This is a genomic window from Pseudomonas sp. NFPP24 (genome assembly GCF_900112095.1).
Classification (GTDB): Bacteria; Pseudomonadota; Gammaproteobacteria; order Pseudomonadales; family Pseudomonadaceae; genus Aquipseudomonas; species Aquipseudomonas extremorientalis.
Map to the genome: position 1 here is coordinate 80,749 of NZ_FOKD01000011.1, position 21,536 is coordinate 102,284.

Below are 21,536 nucleotides of genomic sequence, written 5' to 3' on the forward strand. Positions count from 1 at the left end.
AAAGGCGCGTCGCCGTTTGAAACGGCATCCAGTCAAAGCCGTCCGTCATTGCTGGCGGACGGCTTTGGCATAGCGAAACAAGCGCCTCAGGCAGTGGCCACCGAGGCTTCGCGTGAAGCGCTCAGGAACCGTAATAGCGCGATCAAGGGGAACGCACTGCCCACCAGCATTACACCCATCCAGCCGCCGTGTTCATACACGCTGCTGGCAATCGCCGAGCCGAAGGCACCGCCGATGAAGATGCTGGTCATGTACAGCGCGTTCAGGCGGCTGCGGCTGTTGGCGTCGAGGGCGTAGATGGCGCGCTGGCCGAGCACCATGTTCATCTGCACGCAGAAGTCCAGGACCACGCCAGTCACGGCCAGGCCAATCACGCTGTACAGCGGGTGCACGAAGGCCGGCAGGAAGCTCAACGCGGCGAACAACATGGCCAGCAGCGAAGCGCGGTGGGTGTGACCGGCATCGGCCAGGCGACCGGCGATGGGTGCGGCTATGGCGCCCAGTGCGCCGACCAGGGCGAACAGGGCGATCTCGCTTTGGCTCAGGCCATGGTTACGCGCCAGTTCCAGTGGGGCGGCGGTCCAGAACAGGCTGAAGGTGGCAAACATGCAGCCCTGGTAGAACGCCCGTTGACGCAGCACCGGTTGCTCACGCAGCAAGGTGCCGAGGGAGCGCAGCAGTTGACCATAGCTGGCAGAGTGATCCGGCTGACGCTTGGGAATGGTCAGCATCAACACCACACTGATAAACGCCATCAGCGCCGCCGCCGCCATGAACATCGCCCGCCAGCCGAAGTGGTCCGCGACCACGCTGGACACCGGCCGCGCCAGCAGGATGCCCAGCAACAGGCCACCCATGATGCTGCCGACCACACGGCCCCGGGATTCGGCGGGCGCCAGGTGCGCGGCCAGCGGAATCAGGATCTGCACCGACACCGAACTGAAGCCGATCAGCAGCGACACCAGCAGGAACAGGTTCGGCTGCTCGGTGACCGCTGCGCCCAGCAGGCTGGCGATAGCGATCACGGTAGTGGCGATCATCAGCTTGCGGTTTTCCAACAGGTCGCCCAGGGGTACCAGGAAAAACAGCCCCAGGGCGTAGCCGATTTGCGTCAGTGAAACGATCAGGCTGGCCATGGCCGGCGTAAGGCCGATGTCCGGCGCGATCAGCTCGATGATGGGTTGCGCGTAGTAGATGTTGGCAACGATGGCGCCGCAGCAAAACGCAAACAGCATCACCATGCTCCGGGTCATGGTGCTTGTAGCGTGGGAAGTAGCGTTCATGGTGTTCTCATAAAAGCGAAGGAAGTGGGGCGAGCCTAAAGACAACACCGTAGCCCGGGTAGGCCGCTGGCAGTGATAACACTCATGCCCGGTAATGATGAGTGAATCGTTAACTTTCTGCGCGAAGGCTGATGATACATTCAGGCACCACTGCTGAAACAGGAAATCCATTGCAATGAAGATCACGTTGAACAAGATGCTCCTGGCTTCCACGCTGGCCGCTGCCATGGCCGTGGGCCTGGCCCAGGCTGCCGAGACACCTCGCATGGGCGTACGCGGCGCCATCACGGCGATGGACGGCGATGCGATGCACGTCAAGGTCAACAGCGGCGAAGAGGTGGTCGTGCACTTGACCAAAGACACCCAGGTGCGCGCGGTCACCCTGGCCAAAATCGATGAGATCAAGCCGGGCAGCTACATCGGCTCGGCCGCGATGCCCAACGACGATGGCAGCCTTACCGCGCTGGAAGTGCACGTGTTCCCGCCAGCCATGGTCGGCACCGGCGACGGGCACCGCGCGTTTGATTTGAAAGAAGGCAGCAGCATGACCAACGGCACCGTCGGCGACCTGGTAGTGAGCAACGGGCGCACGCTGACGGTGAAATACAAAGGCGGCGAGCAGAAGATCGTGGTGCCGGAAGATGTGCCGATCGTGAACCTGGAGCCGGGTGACCGCAGCCTGCTCAAGCCGGGCGTGAAGGTGGTACTGTTTGCCGCGCAGGGCGCGGATGGGACGATCACGGCCCAGGCAATCTCCGCCGGTAAGGATGGCGTGACACCACCGATGTAACGGCCAGACACAGAGCCAAATGTGGGAGGGGGCTTGCCCCTCCCACATATCAATTACTGGCCGCTGTAGATCTGGTCGAACACCCCACCATCATTGAAGTGGGTCTTCTGCACGGTACGCCAGTCACCAAAGGTCTTCTCCACCGACAGGAAGTCGACTTTCGGGAACCGGTCGGTGTACTTGGCCAGCACCTTCGGATCACGCGGGCGCAGGTAGTTGTTGGCCGCGATTTCCTGGCCTTCCGGCGACCACAGGTACTTCAGGTATTCTTCGGCCGCCACGCGGGTGCCTTTCTTCTCGACCACTTTGTCGACCACCGACACCGGCGGCTCGGCTTCGGCGGAGACGCTCGGGTAAATCACTTCGAACTGATCACGGCCGAATTCGCGGGCGATCATTTCCGCTTCGTTCTCGAAGGTCACCAGCACGTCGCCGATCTGGTTGGTCATGAAGGTGGTGGTGGCGGCACGGCCACCGGTGTCCAGTACCGGCGCTTGCTTGAACAGCTTGCCAACAAAGGCCTTGGCCTTGTTTTCGTCACCGCCGTTCTTCAGCACATAACCCCAGGCCGACAGGTAGGTGTAGCGGCCATTACCCGAGGTTTTCGGGTTGGGCACGATCACTTGAACGCCATCCTTCAACAGGTCCGGCCAGTCTTTCAGGGCTTTGGGGTTGCCTTTGCGCACGATGAAAACGGTGGCCGAGGTGAACGGCGCGCTGTTGTTCGGCAGGCGGGTGACCCAGTTGTCCGGCACCAGTTTGCCGTTGTCCACCAGGGCGTTGATGTCGGTGGCCATGTTCATGGTGATCACATCGGCCGGGAGGCCGTCGATGACCGAGCGTGCTTGCTTGCTGGAGCCACCGAAGGACATCTGCAGCGTCAGTTTGTCGTTCGGGTGCTCGGCTTCCCAGTGTTTCTGGAAGGCGGCGTTGTAGTCCTTGTAGAAGTCGCGCATCACGTCGTAGGAGACGTTGAGCAGTGTGACGGGGGCAGCCTGGACGGCGCCCGCCAGGGCAAGGCCGGCGGCCAGAAGGGAGGCGCTAAGGAGTTTTTTCACTGCTCATTCCTTGTTGTTCGAGAAGGTTGCTGATTGAGTGGGGGCAATTTGCCAGCGACTATAGCTGGCGTCGCATAGACGCTTAAAGATTAAAACGAACTTTGCTTATTCCACTTTCTTGAAAAGATGACTGCCACAGCGTGAGCAGAACGCTGCGTTTGGCTCATGACTGTCTTTCTTGCACACCGGGCAGTCATGCTGCAATTGTTCACCGCGCATGGCACTGGCCAGTTCGGCGGTGAAAATCCCGGTGGGCACGGCGATGATCGAGTAACCGGTGATCATCACCAGGGACGAAATCACCTGGCCCAGCGGGGTCTTGGGCACGATGTCGCCAAAGCCCACCGTGGTCAGGGTCACGATGGCCCAGTAGATGCCCTTGGGAATACTGGTAAAGCCGTGCTCCGGGCCTTCGATCACGTACATCAGGGTGCCGAACACCGTCACCAGGGTGCACACGCTGACCAGGAACACCACGATCTTCTGCTTGCTGCCGCGCAGCGCCGCCATCAGGTAGTTGGCCTGCTTGAGGTAGGGGCTGAGCTTGAGCACGCGGAAGATCCGCAACATCCTGATGATGCGGACGATCAGCAGGTACTGCGCGTCGCTGTAATACAGCGCAAGGATACCGGGCACGATGGCCAGCAAATCCACCAACCCATAAAAGCTGAAGGCGTAGCGCAAGGGTTTGGGCGAACAGTACAGCCGCAGCCCGTACTCGATCAGGAAGATGAGGGTAAACCCCCACTCGATGTACGCCAGCACGTCGGCGTAGTTCTGGTGGATCTGGTCAATGCTGTCGAGCATCACGATCACCAGGCTGGCGAGGATGATCAGCAGCAGGATGCCATCGAAGCGCCGCCCGGCGACTGTGTCACTTTGAAAAACCATGACGTAGAGCCGTTGGCGCCAGTCGTTGTTGCTGTCCATAAAGCCCGCCTGAATCGAATATCGAGCAAGCCTAGGGGGATTCGAAGGGGCTGTCCATGCGGGGTTTCTGAAGCACTCGAACACCTGCGCGTATCAGCCAGCAGGCGAGTATGAATGGCGCGGTCAACGCGGGCAGGTGCAGGGCCGCAAAGCCCGGTGTGAGGAGGATCGCCAGCAGGATACCGAGCAGCGGCAACCAGGGTTGGCGACGCATCTGGCTCAATGCCATGGCCGCCAATGCCGGGTTGTAGCTGTGCAGGCCGAGGAGGGCGCCCGCAGGTTCGTCCAGCCACAGCGCAAGCAGCACACCGACGCTGGCACCGATCAGCGCCCATACAGCGGCGCGGCGGTTGGCCAGCCACAGACCCAGTGCAATCAGCGCGCCCGCCACTGGTTGGTCCAGCAGCATGATCTGCGCAAGCCCGGTAAAAGGCGCCGTGAGGATAGCCAAGGTGTCGGGTTCGCCCAGGGCAAACGTGTTCTGCGGCACCATGCCCAGCAACAACCAGCCCAGGCCGACAAAAGGCACCGTGTAAGCGGGCAAGTCATTGGGCTGGTCGGCGTGTTTCAACCATTGCCGTGTCAACATCGCCGCCAGTCCGCCGCACGCCAGGATCAGCGGCGGCAACAACGCCGACCAGGCAAAGTGCTGGCTGATCAATAAGCCCAGCAGAACGCCGTTGTAGCTGTAAAGGCCGGCCTGGCGTTCGGCCTTGGGATAACCGCGACGCTGGGCCGTGAGCAACCCCGCCACGCCACCCAGCAGCGCCCCGCCGAACAAGGCCGGGGCGCCGATCAGGATCGCCAGCAGGCACAGCAGGCCGCACAGCGGCTGGCGCTGCAGGAAGATCTGGCTGAAACCGTTGAGCAGCGCTTCGGCCCAGTCAGGGCAGGATGGGTTGTGCATGGTGATTAATCAGTGGGACCGAGTTGTTCCCATCGGGGGCAAGCCCCTCCCACACTTGATTGGGTTCACAGATTCAAATGTGGGAGGGGGCTTGCCCCCGATGAGGGCCTTACAGACGCTAAATCAGCGTCTCGATACGCAGCGAGTTGGTCGACCCCGGTTGCCCGAACGGCACCCCTGCCGTAATCACCAACGTATCCCCACGCTCCGCCATGCCCTGTGCCTGGGCTATCTCCAGTGCCGTGGAGCACACCTCATCCACTTGGCGCAGGCGGTCATTGACCACCGAGTGCACGCCCCACGCCACGCTCAAGCGCCGCGCCGTGGACAGGTTCGGCGTAAGGTTGAGGATCGGCGCCACTGGCCGCTCCCTGGCCGCGCGCAGGCTGGAACTGCCCGACTCGCTGTAGTTCACCAGCACCGCCACCGGCAGGATGCTGCTGATGCGGCGGATCGCACAGCTGAGTGCGTCCGACACCGTGGCATCCGCCTTGGGCCGGTTGACGTCGAGCTGGGTCTGGTAGTCCGGGCCGTTTTCCACCTGACGGATGATCTTGCTCATCATCTGCACGGCTTCCAGCGGGTACTCGCCGGACGCCGTTTCCGCCGACAGCATCACCGCGTCCGCGCCTTCGGCCACGGCGTTGGCGACATCGGTGACTTCGGCACGGGTCGGCGCCGGCGAGAAGCGCATCGACTCCAGCATCTGTGTGGCCACCACCACCGGTTTGCCCAGTTGGCGGCAGGTACGGATGATGTCTTTCTGGATCTGCGGCACGCTCTCGGCCGGCACTTCCACGCCCAGGTCGCCCCGGGCCACCATGATGGCGTCGCTCAGTTCGGCGATTTCCCGCAGGTGCTGCACAGCCGAGGGCTTTTCGATCTTGGCCATCAGGAAGGCCTTGTCGCCGATCAGCTCGCGGGCTTCGCGGATATCCTCCGGGCGCTGCACAAACGACAGCGCCACCCAGTCCACGCCCAGTTCCAGGCCGAAGCTCAGGTCGCGCCGATCCTTGGCGGTCAGTGGGCTGAGTTCCAACAGGGCTTGTGGGACGTTCACGCCTTTGCGGTCCGACAGTTCGCCACCATTGAGCACGGTGGTGTCGATGGCGTCAGTATGTTTGGTGATGACCCGCAGACGCAGCTTGCCGTCATCCAGCAGCAGGTCCATGCCCGGCTCCAGCGCCGCGATGATTTCCGGGTGGGGCAGGTTGACCCGGCGCTGGTCGCCCGGCGTCGGATCCAGGTCAAGGCGCAGGGCCTGGCCGCGCACCAGTTGCACCTTGCCCTCGGCAAAACGCCCGACTCGCAGCTTCGGCCCCTGTAAATCCATGAGGATGCCCAACGGGTAATTCAGCTGGCGCTCGACCTGGCGGATCCATTGGTAGCGCTGGGCGTGGTCGGCATGGTCGCCGTGGCTGAAATTGAGCCGGAAGATATTCACCCCGGCTTCCACCAGTTCGCGGATGTCATCGATACCGTCGGTGGCCGGGCCCAGGGTGGCGAGGATTTTGACCTTCTTGTCAGGCGTCATGTTGGGCAGTCTCAAGGATCAGGATGGCGCGGAAGTCGTTGACGTTGGTGCGCGTCGGCTCGGTGACGATCAACCCGTCGAGGGCGGCGAAATAGCCGTAGCCGTTGTTGTTGTCCAATTCGTCGCTGGCCGACAGGCCGAGGGCTTCGGCGCGGCGGTAACTGCAGGGGGTCATGATGGCGCCGGCGTTGTCTTCCGAGCCGTCGATACCGTCGGTATCACCGGCCAGGGCGTATACGCCGGGCAGGCCCTTGAGGCTATCGGTGAGGCTCAGCAGGAACTCCGCGTTGCGCCCGCCACGGCCAGTGCCGCGCACGGTGACGGTGGTTTCGCCACCGGAGAGGATCACGCATGGCGCCGCCAGCGGCTGGCCGTGTTGCACGATTTGCCGGGCAATGCCGGCGTGTACCTTGGCCACGTCCCGCGCTTCGCCTTCCAGGTCGCCGAGGATCAATGGGCTGAACCCGGCCTGGCGCGCTTTCACGGCCACGGCTTCGAGAGATTGCTGCGGGCGGGCGACCAATTGGAAGTGGCTGCGCGAGAGCACCGGGTCGCCTGGCTTGACGGTCTCCGAGGCCGGGTCCTGCAACCAATTGCGCACCGAGGCGGGAACGCCGATGTGGTAGCGCTTGAGGATCGCCAGGGCCTGTTGCGAGGTGCTCGGGTCGCCCACCGTGGGGCCGGAGGCAATCACCGTGGCCTGATCGCCCGGCACATCGGAAATCGCATAGGTGTAGACCGTCGCCGGCCATGCGGCTTTCGCCAGGCGGCCGCCCTTGATCGCGGAGAGGTGCTTGCGCACGCAATTCATCTCGCCGATGGTGGCGCCGGATTTGAGCAGGGCTTTGTTGATGGCCTGTTTGTCGGCCAGGGTGATGCCTTCGGCGGGCAGTGCCAGCAAGGCGGAACCGCCACCGGACAGCAGGAAGATCACGCGGTCGTCTTCACTGAGGTTACCGATCAATGCCAGAACGCGCTTGGCCACCGCGAGGCCCGCCGCATCGGGCACCGGGTGCGCGGCTTCGACCACTTCGATTTTTTTGCAGGGTGCGCCGTGGCCGTAACGGGTGACCACCAGGCCGCTGACGTCGCCCTGCCAGCAGTTCTCCACGACCAGCGCCATGGCGGCGGCGGCCTTGCCGGCGCCGATCACGATCACACGGCCGCTGCGGTCGGCGGGCAGGTAGGGTTCGAGGACTTGCCGGGGGTGGGCGGCGTCGATGGCTGTGGCAAACAGCGCGCGAAGCAGGTGTTGCGGATCGACCGACATAAGCGGGCTCCCGGGGATTTTTGTTATTAGAGGTGCGTCAATTTCAGGCTTGATATGCGACCAGATGTGGGAGAGGGCTTGCCCCCTCCCACAATTTGACTGCAGCTCATCAGGGGTTATTTATCGCGAATCGAGAAGTTCGCCATATGCTCCAGGCCCTTGATCAGCGCCGAATGGTCCCAGTTGCCGCCGCCAATCGCGGCGCAAGTGCTGAACACCTGTTGCGTACCGGCGGTGTTCGGCAGGTTGATGCCCAGCTCCTTGGCCCCGGCCAGTGCCAGGTTGAGGTCTTTCTGGTGCAGGTTGATACGGAAGCCCGGATCAAAGGTGCCCTTGATCATGCGTTCGCCATGCACTTCGAGGATTTTCGACGAGGCAAAGCCGCCCATCAGGGCTTCACGCACCTTGGCCGGGTCGGCACCGTTCCTGGACGCGAATAACAATGCTTCGGCCACCGCCTGGATATTCAGCGCCACGATGATCTGGTTGGCGACCTTGGCGGTCTGGCCATCGCCATTGCCGCCCACCAACGTGATGTTCTTGCCCATGGCCTGGAACAGCGGCAAGGCGCGTTCGAAGGTCTGCGGCTCGCCACCGATCATGATGCTCAGGGTGCCGGCCTTGGCGCCGACTTCGCCACCGGACACGGGCGCGTCCAGGTACTGCGCGCCGGTCTCGTTGATCTTCGCGGCGAATGCCTTGGTGGCAGTGGGGGAGATCGAACTCATGTCGATCACCACCTTGTTCGGCGACAGGCCTGCGGCGACGCCGTCCTTGCGGAACAGCACGTCATCCACCTGAGGTGTATCCGGCACCATCACGATGATGAACTCGGCTTCCTGCGCCACCTGCTGCGGGTTGGCCAGGGCCACGGCGCCAGCGTCGATCAGCGCTTGCGGGGCCTTGCCGTGGTGCTCGGAGAGGAACAGTTGGTGGCCTGCTTTCTGCAGGTTCGCGGCCATGGGTTGGCCCATGATGCCGGTGCCGATGAATCCGATTTTAGCCATGAAAGAATCCTCTTTTTATTAGATGGCGTTATGGGTCTTCAACCAACCCAAACCCGCTTCGGTGGTGGTCAACGGCTTGTATTCACAGCCGACCCAACCCGTGTAGCCGATGCGGTCCAGATGCTCGAACAGGAAGCGGTAGTTGATCTCACCGGTGCCCGGCTCGTTACGCCCCGGGTTGTCCGCCAACTGGATATGGTTGATCTCGCCCAGGTGCGCGGCCATGGTGCGGGCCAGGTCGCCTTCCATGATTTGCATGTGGTAGATGTCGTACTGCAGGAACAGGTTGTCGCTGCCGACCTGTTCGCGAATCGACAGGGCCTGCGCCGTGTTGTTCAGGTAGAAGCCAGGGATGTCGCGGGTATTGATCGCTTCCATCACCAGCTTGATGCCCACCGCTTGCAGTTTTTCAGCGGCGTACTTGAGGTTGGCGACGAAGGTTTTTTCCAGGGTTTCGTCATCAACGCCGTGTGGGCGGATGCCTGCCAGGCAGTTGATCTGGGTGTTGCCCAGCACCTGGGCGTAGGCGATGGCCAGCTTGACCCCGGCGCGAAACTCTTCGACGCGGTCCGGGTGACACGCCAGGCCGCGTTCACCCTTGGCCCAGTCACCGGCCGGCAGGTTGAACAGCACCTGGGTCAGGCCGTTGGCGTCGAGCTGCGCCTTGATTTCAGCGGAACTGAATTCATACGGGAACAGGTATTCGACCCCTTGGAAACCGGCATCGGCAGCCGCTTTGAAGCGGGCAAGGAAGTCCTGTTCGGTAAACAGCATGGACAGGTTGGCGGCGAAACGCGGCATAGGGTTCTCCTTAATCGAGCAGGGAAATGGCAGTCGGAGCATCATTGCCGACCAGCGCCAGATCTTCGAATTCATTGACGGCGTTGATCTCGGTGCCCATGGAAATATTGGTCACGCGCTCCAGAATAATCTCAACGATCACCGGCACCTTGAATTCTTCGATCATTGCCTCGGCGCGGCGCAGTGCCGGCGCGATCTGGCCTGGCTCGAATACGCGCAGGGCCTTGCAACCCAGGCCTTCGGCGACGGCCACGTGGTCTACGCCATAACCGTTGAGCTCCGGGGCGTTGAGGTTGTCGAAGGACAGCTGCACGCAGTAGTCCATTTCAAACCCACGCTGGGCCTGGCGGATCAAGCCCAGGTAGGAGTTGTTCACCACCACGTGGATATACGGCAGCTTGAACTGCGCGCCCACGGCCAGTTCTTCGATCATGAACTGGAAGTCGTAGTCGCCGGACAGCGCCACCACCTTGCGGCTCGGGTCGGCCTTGACCACGCCGAGGGCGGCGGGGATGGTCCAGCCCAATGGGCCGGCCTGGCCGCAGTTGATCCAGTGGCGTGGCTTGTACACGTGCAGGAACTGCGCGCCGGCAATCTGCGACAGGCCGATGGTGCTGACGTAGCAGGTGTCTTTGCCGAACACCTGGTTCATTTCTTCATACACACGTTGTGGCTTGACCGGTACGTTGTCGAAGTGCGTCTTGCGGTGCAGGGTGGCCTTGCGCTGCTGGCAGTCGTGCAGCCAGGCACTGCGATCCTTGAGTTTGCCGGCAGCTTTCCACTCGCGGGCCACTTCAATGAACATTGTCAGGGCGGAGCCGGCGTCGGAGACGATGCCCAGGTCCGGGGTGAAGACGCGGCCAATCTGCGTGGGCTCGATGTCGACGTGAATGAACGTGCGGCCCTCGGTGTACACCTCCACCGAACCGGTGTGACGGTTGGCCCAGCGGTTACCGATGCCCAGCACCACGTCCGACTTGAGCAGCGTCGCGTTGCCATACCGGTGGGAGGTTTGCAGGCCGACCATGCCGACCATCTGCGGATGATCGTCAGGGATGGTGCCCCAGCCCATCAGGGTCGGGATCACTGGGATGCCGGTCAACTCAGCGAATTCCACCAGCAGCTCGCTGGCGTCGGCGTTGATCACGCCACCGCCACTCACCAGCAGCGGGCGCTCGGCCTGGTCCAGCAGGGCCAGGGCTTTTTCCACCTGCAAGCGGGTGGCCAAAGGCTTGGCGAGGGGCAGCGGCTGGTAGGCGTCGATGTCGAATTCGATCTCGGCCATCTGCACGTCGAAGGGCAGGTCGATCAGTACCGGGCCGGGGCGGCCGGAGCGCATTTCATAGAAGGCTTTCTGGAAGGCATACGGCACTTGGCCGGGCTCCAGGACAGTGGTTGCCCACTTGGTCACCGGCTTGACGATGCTGGTGATGTCCACGGCCTGGAAATCTTCCTTATGCATGCGGGCGCGGGGCGCTTGCCCGGTGATGCACAGGATCGGGATGGAATCGGCCGAGGCGCTGTAAAGACCCGTGACCATGTCGGTGCCCGCCGGGCCCGACGTGCCGATGCACACGCCGATGTTGCCGGCCTTGGTGCGGGTGTAGCCCTCGGCCATGTGGGAGGCGCCTTCAACGTGGCGAGCAAGGACGTGATCGATGCCACCCACCTTCTGCAAGGCCGAATACAGCGGGTTGATCGCGGCGCCTGGGATACCGAAGGCGGTGTCTACGCCTTCACGGCGCATGACAAGGACGGCGGCTTCGATTGCTCTCATTTTGCTCATTATTTTGGTGCCTCTTGCGTTTTGTAATTGTATACAAGTGGTGTCTGTCCAAAGTGTATTCACGGCGGGCTGCGCAGGTCAATGCATTTTATAAACTGGCCTTTGCGTTCGTCGGAACGGCTTTTTTCGACGTATGGAGCTTTTGTGCGAAAATATTGTATACAAAAATAAAAGTCATTGTGTTCTATTTGCCGGGTGGAGCATCTGATCATTCAGACCTGCACCGCGTTCCCAATAACAAAAGAAGGACGGCACCATGAGCGCTTTAACCTTGAAAATTGCCACCCAACTGGCCAGTCAGGCCCTTGCTGCAGGGCGCAGTGTTGCGGCGGCGCCGCTGACCATCGCGGTACTCGACAGCGGCGGTCACTTGATCGCCCTGCAACGGGAGGACGGCGCGAGCTTGCTGCGCCCGCAGATCGCCATTGGCAAGGCCTGGGGGGCGATTGCCCTGGGCAAGGGGTCACGCCTGCTGGCGCTGGACGCGCAGCAACGCCCGGCCTTTATCGCCGCATTGAACAGCCTGGGGCAGGGCAGTGTGGTGCCAGCGCCGGGTGGGGTGTTGATTCGAAGTCAGGAAGGTGTGGTGCTGGGCGCGATCGGGATCAGCGGGGATACGTCGGATATTGATGAGCAGTGTGCGATCACGGCGATCGAGGGGGTGGGGTTGATGGCGGATGCCGGGGTGTCAGCTTGATTTTGTGTTGACTTGCCCCCGATTGGCACACACACACACGGTGTGTCATTCCGGCTCACAGCCCTTGAGCACCAACCGGATAATGGTCTGCGCCGCCGCCTCGTAATCCGCTTCATCCAACTTGGCCTTGCCGGTCACTGCCGAGATCTGCCAGTCGAAATCCGCGTAGGTCTGTGTGGCCGCCCAGATGCTGAACATCAAGTGATTGGGGTCAATCGCCGCGATCATGCCACGATCCACCCAATCCTGGATGCACGCGATGTTGTGTTTGGCCTGGGCATTCAGTTGCTCGACCTGATCAGCGCTCAGGTGCGGCGCGCCGTGCATGATTTCGCTGGCGAACACCTTGGAGGCAAACGGCAGGTCGCGGGAAATGCGTATTTTCGAGCGGATGTAGTTGCTCAGGACTTCCTTGGGGTCGCCCTGCGGATTGAATGGCGTGGAGGCGGCCAGGATCGGCTCGATGATGCTTTCGAGCACCTCGCGGTAGAGGTTGTCCTTGGACTTGAAGTAGTAGTAGACGTTGGGCTTGGGCAGGCCGGCCTTGGCGGCGATGTCGCTGGTTTTGGTCGCGGCGAAGCCCTTGTCGGCGAACTCCTCGCTCGCCGCCCGCAGGATCTTTTCTTTGTTGCGCTCGCGAATGGTGCTCATAAACCTGGAGTTTCCTTGCCAAGACTGGCGGTTGCGCATGGTAGCACCGGCTATCCGCGCGCCTCAACAATCTGCCCGTCGGGCCTTGCGCCGCGTTATGCTCGCGCCATCTCACTCTTACGGAAGCCCGATTCATGGCAGGAAGCAGCTTGTTGGTGTTGATCGACGATATCGCCGCGGTACTCGATGACGTTGCCCTGATGACCAAGATGGCGGCGAAGAAGACCGCCGGGGTGCTGGGCGATGACCTCGCGCTCAATGCCCAGCAGGTCTCCGGCGTGCGCGCCGAACGGGAAATCCCCGTGGTGTGGGCGGTGGCCAAGGGCTCCTTCGTCAACAAGTTGATCCTGGTGCCCGCAGCGCTGTTGATCAGTGCGTTCGCGCCGTGGGCGGTGACGCCCTTATTGATGCTCGGCGGTGCCTACCTGTGTTTCGAAGGTTTCGAGAAACTCGCGCACAAGTTTCTGCACAGCAAGGATCAGGACCAGGCTGAACATGCGCAGTTGGTCGAGGCCGTGGTCGATCCGGCAACCGACCTGGTGGCCTTCGAAAAGGACAAGATCAAGGGTGCCATTCGTACCGACTTCATCCTTTCCGCCGAAATCATCGCCATCACCCTCGGCACAGTGGCCGATGCGCCGCTGATGCAGCAGGTGATCGTGCTGTCCGGCATTGCCATCGTCATGACGGTGGGCGTCTACGGACTGGTGGCCGGTATCGTCAAGCTGGATGACCTGGGCCTGTGGCTTACCCGCAAGCCCGGTCAGGTGGCGCGCAGTATCGGCGGTGCCATCCTTCAAGCGGCACCGTACATGATGAAAAGCCTGTCGGTGATCGGAACGGCGGCGATGTTCCTGGTCGGCGGTGGGATTCTTACTCATGGCGTGCCGGTGGTGCATCACTGGATTGAAACGGTCAGCCAGGGTGCGGGCGGGGTGGCGTGGTTGGTGCCGGTGGTGCTCAACGGCATTGCGGGAATTGTTGCGGGAGCGGTGGTGCTGGCGGTGGTCAGCGCAGTGGGCAAGCTCTGGAACGCCGCGAGGGCTTGATCCGTGGGCAATAAAAGGCCATTCAATCGAATGGCCTTTCTGGCGGACAGGTTTTCTGAGTGGCGTGCTGAACCCGTCAGGTGTTGCTGGCGCAGGCTTCTACTCATCAAGACGGGACGCGCTCAATCCTGGTGGGGGACCCATTCAAGGAGTTTTTCAGCTTCACAACCGGACCTGCCAAATAAAGAGTAAAACTCCATTGGTGTTAAGAAGTCGTCTGGCGTTACTTTACAGGGTCACCAAAAATCGCCCAGCTCATAAGAACATCTGCTTCTGAGCCCGGCAGGGTCAGTTCGTCAATACTGTGGGGACGTATCTTTCTGTCTATTAGTCTATTCGGAGGAGGGAAGTCGATTTCTTGGTTACCTGCGGTAGAAGACGTTCCGCCTTTTTTATCGATTGGGATAAGAATCTCTTTTTCAAATCGGTCCAATATTTTCGCCTGCGCCTTCTTGCTGAGCCCCGTCGCGTCCCAGTCACCTATTCGCGCCTTAATCGCGTCGATTAAACGAATTATTGTTAATTTCTTTGTTTGAGGATCTATGTACTCGATTTCCTCGTTCATACGGTGCTTGATTGACGAATAATAAGGCCCGTTTTTTATTTGTTCAGGGCTGCGGAGTCTTTCTTTGGGGGCAGTCGCGGGTGGGTGATCTTTTGGTAGTTCTTTGGAGGTGAGGTATTCATAGAACTTTTCAAGTTCAGAGCCCGGTTTAGCCAATTCAGACACTAAGTGATATGGCCCAGCGTTAATAAACGTTCGACCTCCGTCGATTTTTTGATTACCGTTTTGATCAAAATGTTTGATTGTTTCGTTGGCTTTCTGACGGGAAGTCTCCCTCTCTTCAACGCTGCGACTCTTATCATCCCAGTCACCTACCTGCCTCTTTAACAAGTCGATGGGTTTGGATACCGCATACTTTTTAGTCACCGGATCAAAGTGAATGATGGGATAGGAGAGTTCGTGGCGTAGAGACGAAAGATAAGGGGTTTTTTCTGCTTTCTCATTTTTTACGTGGTCGCAACGATTCGAAGGCTGTGAAGGCAATGAGGGTTCCGTATAAAAAAACTTTTGAGCGGCGGGGGCTATAGAAAACGGCATGTGATAATCCTTGTGTGATTTTGAATGTAGCGGATATTGAAGGTCAAGCTGGAGTCCATTTGCTGTCCTCGCAAAGTGATTGGTGGATGAGGCGGCGACAGTTCCTGACGTGTATGGTTTGTAATATTTATAAGAAAGGCATTTTCCCTCGTATGGAATGTGTCGTTGCAGTCGTGGGAAGAATGTAAAGCTATTAGGCGTGAGAGGTATTGGTTGTAGGGTGTTCTGTTTGCAATAAAAAGGCCATTCAATCGAATGGCCTTCTAAGAAGTGTTTGCTCTACCGTCTGTAAGTTATGCTTCGCGAAGTCTTATCGCCGGTTAACGATATCGCCCGACAACGCTTCTTCTCCCCTTTCGCAATAATCCAATAAACGCATGAATTCCGAATTTGCGTGTACGGTATTGGAAATATAGCGAGACTCTAACGTCTGTCGATTGCGCATGACGCCATCGATTTTATTGTCGTTTTGCTTGGAGTGAGCGCCGCCCATGCTGTCAATACTTTCAAGCACAACCAGTGCCTTGAACGCAAGGCTTAATCGCTGAAGCGGACTTAGAGATTTGTCGTTCCAATTGCCACCCAATTGTTTATAAAATTTATTAAGGTCCAGGAAGTGAGCCCCCTCTGGTTTTCCGCTTTTGTCTAGAGTTGAAAAAAGAGGGTGTTCAAGGACCTGTTTAAGGAGACGAAGATGGAATGTGTCTTGGTCATGACTGGTCACATGCCCGAGATGAACTGGGGCTGTTGAAATCGTAGCCGGAGGTGGAGGGGTAAAACTGGATGCGCTGTGGTCGTTTCTAATAGTGGTCATAAATAAACAACTCCATTTGATTAAGTATATTTTCTGTTTTTCTGGCGAGACCGAAAAATGTATCGGTTGCGCAGTATTAGTGCGTTGCATGGCTGGGCGGTTCCATGAAAACAGCACGGCGCGAGGCGAGGTTTTTACTGGTTATGTTGAAATTCTTTGGCAATAAAAAAGGGCTCCCCGAATAACCGGGTAGCCCTGTATTTGCTGAATTTATGTTATTCGGCTATTTGTAACTTTCGAGACTCAGTATATATATACCGCACTTTCTCATATTCAAACGGCGAGTTCATCTGCCCGTACCGGAAGCTGGTCTGATAGCGTTTATCCACCGCACGCAACGCCCATATTTCCGGGTGGTTGGAGCTGACTTCCGACACGTTGAGGAAGTTGATCTGGGTTTCCGCGCCGTAGTCGACGATCAGGCCAGTGGTATCGCGCAGGTTGGATGGACCGAAGATCGGCAGCACCAGATACGCCCCGCCAGGCACGCCGTAGAAGCCCAGGGTCTGGCCGAAGTCTTCGCTCTGGCGCGGCAGGCCCATGGCGGTGGCCGGGTCCCACAGGCCGGCAATACCGAGGGTGGTGTTGACCAGCAGGCGCCCGGTGGTTTCCAGGGAGCGGTGGCCCTTGAGTTGCAGCAGGCTGTTCAACAGGTTGGGCACGTCGCCCAGGTTATTGAAGAAGTTGCTGACGCCGGTACGCAGGAAGCTGGGGGTCACATAGGTGTAGCCGTTGACCACCGGCAGGAACACCCATTGGTCGAAGCGGTAGTTGAAGTGGTACACGCGGCGGTTCCACGACTCCAGCGGGTCATACACGTTGAGTGCGGTGAGCGATGAGCGCTCGAACTCCCTCTGGTCCAGGCCTGGGTTGAACTTGAGCTTGCTCAGCGGTTCCTTGAAACCGTCGGCATCCACGTTGACCGGCTCATGGGCCTTGCTGTTGTCGGCATTGGCCACGCCTGCGCACATCAAGGCGGCAAGCAGCAGAAGATATTTAGCCACGGAAGAACTCCAGCATGGCGTCGGCGTTGACGCGGTAATTGAGGTTGCCGCAGTGGCCGCCCAGCGGGTAGACGGTCAAGCGATCGCCGAAGGTTTTACGCAGGAAACCGAGGTCGCCAGGGCCGAGGATCACATCGTCCGCGTTATGCATGACGGCGATTTTCGGGCTGTTGTGCAGGTAGTCCTTGAGGGCGTACAGGCTGACCTGGTCGACCAGTTGCAACAGGCTGCCGCCATCGGAGCGCGCGCGCCACATCGGGATCACTTGTTCGGTGAGGTAGCAATCGAAGTCGCATTGCAGCGCACGCTTGAGGAACGGCGTAAGGCTGGTGCCTTCGGTGATCGGGTACTTCGGCGGGATGATCAGGCCACGGCGGTTGATCAGGTCCGAAGTAAAGGCGATGTCGGCCGCTGAAAAACGGAACGAGGTGCCGATCAGCATGGCCATCTGTTCGTTGGTCAAGTGCTGCTTGGACTGCTGGAAGTCGTACAGCAGGGCGTCGTTGAGGTCGATGTAGCCCTTTTGCTGAAAGTAACGGGTCAGCTTGTTCAGCACCAGCTCATAGAAGGTGGTGGTGTTGTTGATGCCCTTGACCTCGGTCTGTACCAGCTTGTCGAGGTTGGTGATCGAGGTATAGAGGTTGACGGGCGGGTTCAGCAGCAAGACTTTCTTGAAGTTGAAGCTGCGACGGGTCTCGTCGAGCTTGGCCACAAACGCCGCATCCAGGCCGCCCAGGCTGTAGCCGGTGAGGTAGAAGTCGGTGACCGGCAACGAGGCGTTCTGCGCGCGCACGGCTTGCATCACGCGGTACATGTCTTCCGCGTCTTCCTGGGTGATACCGGGGGTGGCGAAGCGCGAGGCGGCGCTGATGAAGTCGAAGCTGGTGGGCGACGACAGTTGCACCACATGGTAGCCGGCCTGGTAATACAGTTTCTTCAGGTATTCGTTGAGGCTGCTGTCAAACCGCGCGCCAGTACCGGCGATCAGGAAGATCAGCGGCGCCGCTCGGTCCTGCTTGGCGATGCGGTAGGTGAGTTTCTTCACCGCCCAGAAGTTGTCCGGCAGGCTGAACTCGCGCTCGGGGCGCATGTTCAGGGTGTAGTCGGATTGGTTGATCTCGTCATCGCTCGGCAACTTTGGCCGAAGATCGGGCGGTGTGGTGGCGATGGTCGCTTCAAACGGGTTGGTCAAAGGGTAGCCATAGCTGGCCTGGTCAATATCGACGGCCAGTGCTGACGCACTCAGAAATAGGCTGCCCAGCAGGGCAGCACAGCGCAAGGAACGGAGCATGACTTAATCCCTAGGAGGAAACGTGCTTAATGAAGTTCGCAGGCTATGACCACCGCGTCGTCGCCGAAGTGCCAGCACTCGGCACGAAAAGTCGGTAAATAACGTCGGAATCGGGGTAATAGTAGCGAGAAGATACACTTTGCCGCGCTTTGATGAATACTAATTGTGTGTATGCGCCTTGCTAACGGCTGTCGGAGCATTAAGCTGAGCGCCGTTTTTGCCTATCGGAGTGGCCCATGTCCCGTCGTTTACCGTTGATTTTGCTGCTTATTGCCCTGCCACTATGGTTGGCTGCCAGTTACGGTGCGCGCTATGGCTTTATGGAGGACGGCCAGTGGGTGGGCATTTGCGTGGATGAAGCCAGCCGCTGGGAATGCCAATTGCGTTCGAACCTTGGCCTGATGATCCACTTCAAGGTGCTGGGCTGGACCGCGCTGATCACGTCGGTGCTGGCGTTTTTTGTGCCTGGCCGCGTGGGCTGGGGGTTGGCGGTGCTGGGGATGACGTTCGGGTTGCCGGCATTGGCGTTGTATAACACCACGTTTGCGGTGTTTGCGGTGGTAATCGCGGGGTTGCGGTTGGTCAGGAAGCCCCGCGTTGCCTGATAGGGCCTCATCGGGGCAAGCCCCCTCCCACATTGGTAATGCATTCACCTGTGGGAGGAAGCTTGCCCCCGATAGCGGTTTTAGACCTTGCGCACTCGCAAGCAGCGCCACAAGGCTGCCGTCATGAGCAGGCTCACTACCGCCCAACCCCAAGCCTGCTGGTTCAACAACCCTTCACGGTACAACTGCGGCGCAATACCCGCACCGATGATGAAGGCCAGCAAGGCAATCTCCCGGCGCGGTCCGGTCACCGGACGCACCAGGTACACCAGGGCTGGCAACACCAGCGCGGCGCTCGGGAAGCTGCGGTAGCGCGGGTCAAACACCAGCGCCAGCATCATTACCGCCCCCGCAAAACCGGCAGTCGCCACCAGCCAGCCAGCGCGCTGCTCCAGCCAGTTGAATGCGCGTGCGCGCCAATCTTGCCGTGCGCTCAAGGCCAGGGCGGCATGAGCCAGCACCAGCAGGTTCAACACCACCAGCAAGCCTGCCCACACCCATTCATCGTTGAACCGCGCGGTGACGCGGGTCAGCTCGGCCCAGGTGCCGATGGAGCAGGCTGCCACGGCGCCCAGCAACGGCAGGGCGATCGCGGTGCGCGTGCTGCACACACGGCCACCCAGAACCAGGGTGCCCAGCAGGATGATCCCGCCCACGCCGAGCCACAGCGGCCAGTACGGCACATTGGTCACGGGCCCCGCGAGGATGCCCTTGTCCTGCCGATTGGCATCGAACAGGCCCCAATAACCACCGACGGCACCTTCACTCGCACGCTTCCACGGCTGGTCAAAGGCCTCGATCAGGTTGTAGCGCCAGCCATTCGCCTCGGCCATGGCCACGAAACCCCGCATGAACCTGGCTTCGTTGACCCGGCTCGGCACGGCGGTTTCGCGCTGGCGACCTTCGCTGGGCCAGCCGGTTTCACCGATCAGGATGTCCTTGGGCGCGAATTTGTTGCCGAACGTCTGGCGCACATCGCCCACGTGCTTGAGCGCCTGGTCGATGCCGGAAGGGTCATCTTCCCAGTACGGCAGCAGGTGGATGGTCAGGAAGTCCACCGCCGGCGCGATTTCCGGGTGTTGCAGCCAGAATTCCCACACATCCGCATAGGTCACCGGCTGCTTGATCCGGCTTTTCACGGTCTGGATCAGCGTCACCAGCTGTTTGGCGGTGACTTCTTTACGCAGCAGCGCTTCGTTGCCGACGATCACCGAGGTCACTACGTCAGGGTTGGCGTTTGCTGCGGCGATCAACTCTTCGATTTCTTTCTCGGTCGCCACCGGGTCACTGCTGACCCAGGCGCCGGCCATCACCTTCAGTCCATGCTTGCGTGCCATCTCCGGCAAGGCTTCCAGGCCGGTCATGGAGTAGGTGCGAATGCATTCGAAGCGGGTAGCCAGCAGGGCCAGGTCGGCGTCCATGCGTTCCGGGCGCAGTGTGAAGGGCTGGTCAAACGGGGATTGGTCTTTATCGAACGGCGTGTAGGACGCGCACTGCATCTTGTGCGTGGCGCTGGCGACATCGGGCAGCACTACGGGGCGGCCGAGGCCATACCAGTAGCCGATCAGGGCCAGCAGGCCGAGGAGCAGGGCGCAGAAATAGGGCAGGGCAGGGAAGCGGGCAGTCGCGAGCATGGTCGGCTTATCTGGAGAGCAAAGGCGCGCATCTTACCCGGATTTGGGCCGTCCCAGTGGGGCCGCATAATTTTGACATGCAAAGTTCGGGCGGGATTTTGGCGTCAAGTCCTACAAAATGCCCTGCTGGCTATGTGATGTCGTTTCTTGCTTGTATGAGGTCGCTGACAGAGCAGGTCGAAGGGCGCGGCAGGTTGATGATCGAACTGTCAGCACTCCACTGATGCCGCAGACACCGGATCGATGCGCGTGACGGGGGCGCGGTGCACCACATAACAACAGGTTGACGTCGCTCGGCATCCGTCGGGCGCAGCACTTTCGGGGAAGTACGATGAAGATGCGACGACTCTTGGGCGCAGCTGCCACTCTGGTAGTTGCGATGAGCTCCACACTGGCCAGCGCCGACAGCAAAACCCTGAGCATCGGCTATGTGGACGGCTGGTCCGACAGCGTTGCCACCACGCACGTGGCGGCAGAGGTGATCAAGGCCAAGCTCGGTTATGACGTGAAACTGCAAGCGGTAGCCACCGGGATCATGTGGCAGGGCGTGGCCACCGGCAAGCTCGACGCCATGCTGTCCGCCTGGTTGCCGGTGACCCACGGTGAGTATTGGGCCAAGAACAAGGACAAGGTGGTCGACTACGGCCCCAACTTCAAGGATGCCAAGATCGGCCTGATCGTGCCGGAGTACGTCAAGGCCAAGTCCATCGAAGACCTCAAGACCGACACCACCTTCAAGAACAAGATCGTCGGTATCGACGCCGGCTCGGGCGTGATGCTCAAGACCGACGAAGCCATCAAGCAGTACGGCCTCGACTACAAACTGCAAGCCAGCTCGGGTGCGGCGATGATCGCCGAGCTGACCCGCGCCGAAGACAAACAGGAATCCATTGCGGTCACCGGTTGGGTGCCACACTGGATGTTCGCCAAGTGGAAACTGCGTTTCCTGGACGATCCAAAAGGGATTTATGGTGCTGCTGAAACCGTCAACAGCATCGGCAGCAAGGGCCTGGAGAAGAAAGCGCCGGAAGTCGCGGCCTTCCTGAAGAAATTCCAGTGGGCCTCCAAGGACGAAATCGGCGAAGTCATGCTGGCTATCCAAGAAGGCGCCAAGCCTGATGCAGCGGCCAAGGATTGGGTCGCCAAGCACCCTGAGCGCGTAGCCGAGTGGACCGGTAAGTAACAGCCCCTGATATGCCCTTGTGGGAGGGGGGCTTGCCCCCGATAGCGATCTGTCAGCTATCGATGTACTGGCTGACACACTGCTATCGGGGCAAGCCCCCTCCCACATTAATTTTGCCTCCCGCAAATCTCCCTGCGCCC

At 60.1% G+C, this 21,536-nt stretch carries 20 protein-coding genes; 5 read left to right on the top strand and 15 right to left on the bottom strand.

What is annotated here, in order from left to right:
• Positions 1–86: 86 nt before the first annotated feature.
• Positions 87–1,283: an MFS transporter gene (locus BM026_RS22300; RefSeq protein ID WP_093123209.1), complete on the bottom strand. Its 1,197-nt coding sequence runs from the start codon at positions 1,281–1,283 to the stop codon at positions 87–89.
• 175 nt (positions 1,284–1,458) lie between these two features.
• On the opposite strand from BM026_RS22300, the gene BM026_RS22305 reads away from it, so the two are divergent.
• Positions 1,459–2,073 carry a DUF5666 domain-containing protein gene (locus BM026_RS22305; RefSeq protein ID WP_093530096.1) on the top strand — a complete coding sequence of 205 codons (615 nt, stop codon included), beginning with the start codon at positions 1,459–1,461 and terminating at the stop codon, positions 2,071–2,073.
• A gap of 53 nt (positions 2,074–2,126) precedes the next feature.
• Here the strand turns inward: BM026_RS22305 and BM026_RS22310 are convergent, their stop codons facing one another.
• The 8 genes from BM026_RS22310 to gcl all read right to left on the bottom strand — a co-directional run bounded on the left by BM026_RS22310 (position 2,127) and on the right by gcl (position 11,366).
• Positions 2,127–3,131, bottom strand: a complete 1,005-nt coding sequence (locus tag BM026_RS22310; RefSeq protein ID WP_093530098.1) for a sulfate ABC transporter substrate-binding protein — start codon at positions 3,129–3,131, stop codon at positions 2,127–2,129.
• Between the two features lie 105 nt (positions 3,132–3,236).
• On the bottom strand, positions 3,237–4,061 hold the full coding sequence (locus tag BM026_RS22315; RefSeq protein WP_092247791.1) for an ion transporter: 825 nt from the start codon (positions 4,059–4,061) through the stop codon (positions 3,237–3,239).
• A gap of 31 nt (positions 4,062–4,092) precedes the next feature.
• Positions 4,093–4,968 carry an urea transporter gene (locus BM026_RS22320; protein WP_093530100.1) on the bottom strand — a complete coding sequence of 292 codons (876 nt, stop codon included), beginning with the start codon at positions 4,966–4,968 and terminating at the stop codon, positions 4,093–4,095.
• A gap of 118 nt (positions 4,969–5,086) precedes the next feature.
• Complete coding sequence (pyk, locus tag BM026_RS22325; RefSeq protein ID WP_093514418.1) at positions 5,087–6,502, bottom strand: pyruvate kinase; 1,416 nt, start codon at positions 6,500–6,502, stop codon at positions 5,087–5,089.
• Complete coding sequence (locus BM026_RS22330; protein ID WP_093530102.1) at positions 6,492–7,772, bottom strand: glycerate kinase type-2 family protein; 1,281 nt, start codon at positions 7,770–7,772, stop codon at positions 6,492–6,494. The genes pyk and BM026_RS22330 overlap by 11 nt, the downstream gene beginning before the upstream one ends.
• A gap of 116 nt (positions 7,773–7,888) precedes the next feature.
• A complete protein-coding gene (locus BM026_RS22335) occupies positions 7,889–8,779 on the bottom strand; it encodes a 2-hydroxy-3-oxopropionate reductase (protein ID WP_071488472.1) in 891 nt (296 codons plus the stop codon).
• Positions 8,780–8,797: 18 nt separating this feature from the next.
• Positions 8,798–9,580 carry a hydroxypyruvate isomerase gene (hyi, locus tag BM026_RS22340; protein ID WP_071488471.1) on the bottom strand — a complete coding sequence of 261 codons (783 nt, stop codon included), beginning with the start codon at positions 9,578–9,580 and terminating at the stop codon, positions 8,798–8,800.
• 10 nt (positions 9,581–9,590) lie between these two features.
• Entirely contained in the window at positions 9,591–11,366 is a 1,776-nt protein-coding gene (gene gcl / locus BM026_RS22345; protein ID WP_093514421.1) for a glyoxylate carboligase, read from the bottom strand.
• Between the two features lie 256 nt (positions 11,367–11,622).
• Between gcl and BM026_RS22350 the strand changes: the two genes are divergently transcribed.
• Complete coding sequence (locus BM026_RS22350; RefSeq protein WP_092247807.1) at positions 11,623–12,063, top strand: GlcG/HbpS family heme-binding protein; 441 nt, start codon at positions 11,623–11,625, stop codon at positions 12,061–12,063.
• A 45-nt stretch (positions 12,064–12,108) separates the two neighbouring features.
• Here BM026_RS22350 and BM026_RS22355 read toward each other — a convergent pair whose 3' ends face one another.
• The gene (locus BM026_RS22355; RefSeq protein WP_093530104.1) at positions 12,109–12,714 is read right to left on the bottom strand and encodes a TetR/AcrR family transcriptional regulator; all 606 of its coding nucleotides are present in this window, start codon (positions 12,712–12,714) and stop codon (positions 12,109–12,111) included.
• A gap of 134 nt (positions 12,715–12,848) precedes the next feature.
• Here BM026_RS22355 and BM026_RS22360 point away from each other — a divergent pair, with 134 nt between their 5' ends.
• Positions 12,849–13,763: a DUF808 domain-containing protein gene (locus BM026_RS22360; protein WP_093514422.1), complete on the top strand. Its 915-nt coding sequence runs from the start codon at positions 12,849–12,851 to the stop codon at positions 13,761–13,763.
• 223 nt (positions 13,764–13,986) lie between these two features.
• On the opposite strand, the gene BM026_RS22365 is transcribed toward BM026_RS22360, so the two are convergent.
• From BM026_RS22365 to BM026_RS22375, 4 genes are all read right to left on the bottom strand, one after another.
• Positions 13,987–14,865 (bottom strand): hypothetical protein, encoded by an 879-nt coding sequence (locus BM026_RS22365; protein ID WP_093530106.1) that lies wholly within the window; start codon positions 14,863–14,865, stop codon positions 13,987–13,989.
• Positions 14,866–15,175: 310 nt separating this feature from the next.
• On the bottom strand, positions 15,176–15,769 hold the full coding sequence (locus BM026_RS29010; protein ID WP_139217572.1) for a hypothetical protein: 594 nt from the start codon (positions 15,767–15,769) through the stop codon (positions 15,176–15,178).
• 125 nt (positions 15,770–15,894) lie between these two features.
• Entirely contained in the window at positions 15,895–16,683 is a 789-nt protein-coding gene (locus tag BM026_RS22370) for an MlaA family lipoprotein (protein ID WP_092247818.1), read from the bottom strand.
• Positions 16,676–17,974 carry a serine/threonine protein kinase gene (locus tag BM026_RS22375; protein ID WP_071488466.1) on the bottom strand — a complete coding sequence of 433 codons (1,299 nt, stop codon included), beginning with the start codon at positions 17,972–17,974 and terminating at the stop codon, positions 16,676–16,678. Before BM026_RS22375 ends, BM026_RS22370 begins: the two co-directional genes overlap by 8 nt.
• Before the next feature lie 236 nt (positions 17,975–18,210).
• Here BM026_RS22375 and BM026_RS22380 point away from each other — a divergent pair, with 236 nt between their 5' ends.
• Positions 18,211–18,579, top strand: a complete 369-nt coding sequence (locus BM026_RS22380) for a hypothetical protein (RefSeq protein WP_093123166.1) — start codon at positions 18,211–18,213, stop codon at positions 18,577–18,579.
• 80 nt (positions 18,580–18,659) lie between these two features.
• Here the strand turns inward: BM026_RS22380 and BM026_RS22385 are convergent, their stop codons facing one another.
• The gene (locus tag BM026_RS22385; protein WP_093530108.1) at positions 18,660–20,213 is read right to left on the bottom strand and encodes a glycoside hydrolase family 17 protein; all 1,554 of its coding nucleotides are present in this window, start codon (positions 20,211–20,213) and stop codon (positions 18,660–18,662) included.
• Positions 20,214–20,544: 331 nt separating this feature from the next.
• Here BM026_RS22385 and BM026_RS22390 point away from each other — a divergent pair, with 331 nt between their 5' ends.
• Positions 20,545–21,396 (top strand): glycine betaine ABC transporter substrate-binding protein, encoded by an 852-nt coding sequence (locus tag BM026_RS22390; RefSeq protein WP_025857941.1) that lies wholly within the window; start codon positions 20,545–20,547, stop codon positions 21,394–21,396.
• Positions 21,397–21,536: the final 140 nt, after the last annotated feature.

What these genes read in the sequence shown, in the direction of transcription:
- BM026_RS22300 (WP_093123209.1), bottom strand. Translation starts at nt 1,283, where the DNA reads ATGAACGCTACTTCCCACGCTACAAGCACCATGACCCGGAGCATGGTG.
- BM026_RS22305 (WP_093530096.1), top strand. Translation starts at nt 1,459, where the DNA reads ATGAAGATCACGTTGAACAAGATGCTCCTGGCTTCCACGCTGGCCGCT.
- BM026_RS22315 (WP_092247791.1), bottom strand. Translation starts at nt 4,061, where the DNA reads ATGGACAGCAACAACGACTGGCGCCAACGGCTCTACGTCATGGTTTTT.
- BM026_RS22320 (WP_093530100.1), bottom strand. Translation starts at nt 4,968, where the DNA reads ATGCACAACCCATCCTGCCCTGACTGGGCCGAAGCGCTGCTCAACGGT.
- pyk (WP_093514418.1), bottom strand. Translation starts at nt 6,502, where the DNA reads ATGACGCCTGACAAGAAGGTCAAAATCCTCGCCACCCTGGGCCCGGCC.
- BM026_RS22330 (WP_093530102.1), bottom strand. Translation starts at nt 7,772, where the DNA reads ATGTCGGTCGATCCGCAACACCTGCTTCGCGCGCTGTTTGCCACAGCC.
- BM026_RS22335 (WP_071488472.1), bottom strand. Translation starts at nt 8,779, where the DNA reads ATGGCTAAAATCGGATTCATCGGCACCGGCATCATGGGCCAACCCATG.
- hyi (WP_071488471.1), bottom strand. Translation starts at nt 9,580, where the DNA reads ATGCCGCGTTTCGCCGCCAACCTGTCCATGCTGTTTACCGAACAGGAC.
- gcl (WP_093514421.1), bottom strand. Translation starts at nt 11,366, where the DNA reads ATGAGCAAAATGAGAGCAATCGAAGCCGCCGTCCTTGTCATGCGCCGT.
- BM026_RS22350 (WP_092247807.1), top strand. Translation starts at nt 11,623, where the DNA reads ATGAGCGCTTTAACCTTGAAAATTGCCACCCAACTGGCCAGTCAGGCC.
- BM026_RS22355 (WP_093530104.1), bottom strand. Translation starts at nt 12,714, where the DNA reads ATGAGCACCATTCGCGAGCGCAACAAAGAAAAGATCCTGCGGGCGGCG.
- BM026_RS22360 (WP_093514422.1), top strand. Translation starts at nt 12,849, where the DNA reads ATGGCAGGAAGCAGCTTGTTGGTGTTGATCGACGATATCGCCGCGGTA.
- BM026_RS22365 (WP_093530106.1), bottom strand. Translation starts at nt 14,865, where the DNA reads ATGCCGTTTTCTATAGCCCCCGCCGCTCAAAAGTTTTTTTATACGGAA.
- BM026_RS29010 (WP_139217572.1), bottom strand. Translation starts at nt 15,769, where the DNA reads ATGCAACGCACTAATACTGCGCAACCGATACATTTTTCGGTCTCGCCA.
- BM026_RS22375 (WP_071488466.1), bottom strand. Translation starts at nt 17,974, where the DNA reads ATGCTCCGTTCCTTGCGCTGTGCTGCCCTGCTGGGCAGCCTATTTCTG.
- BM026_RS22380 (WP_093123166.1), top strand. Translation starts at nt 18,211, where the DNA reads ATGTCCCGTCGTTTACCGTTGATTTTGCTGCTTATTGCCCTGCCACTA.
- BM026_RS22385 (WP_093530108.1), bottom strand. Translation starts at nt 20,213, where the DNA reads ATGCTCGCGACTGCCCGCTTCCCTGCCCTGCCCTATTTCTGCGCCCTG.
- BM026_RS22390 (WP_025857941.1), top strand. Translation starts at nt 20,545, where the DNA reads ATGAAGATGCGACGACTCTTGGGCGCAGCTGCCACTCTGGTAGTTGCG.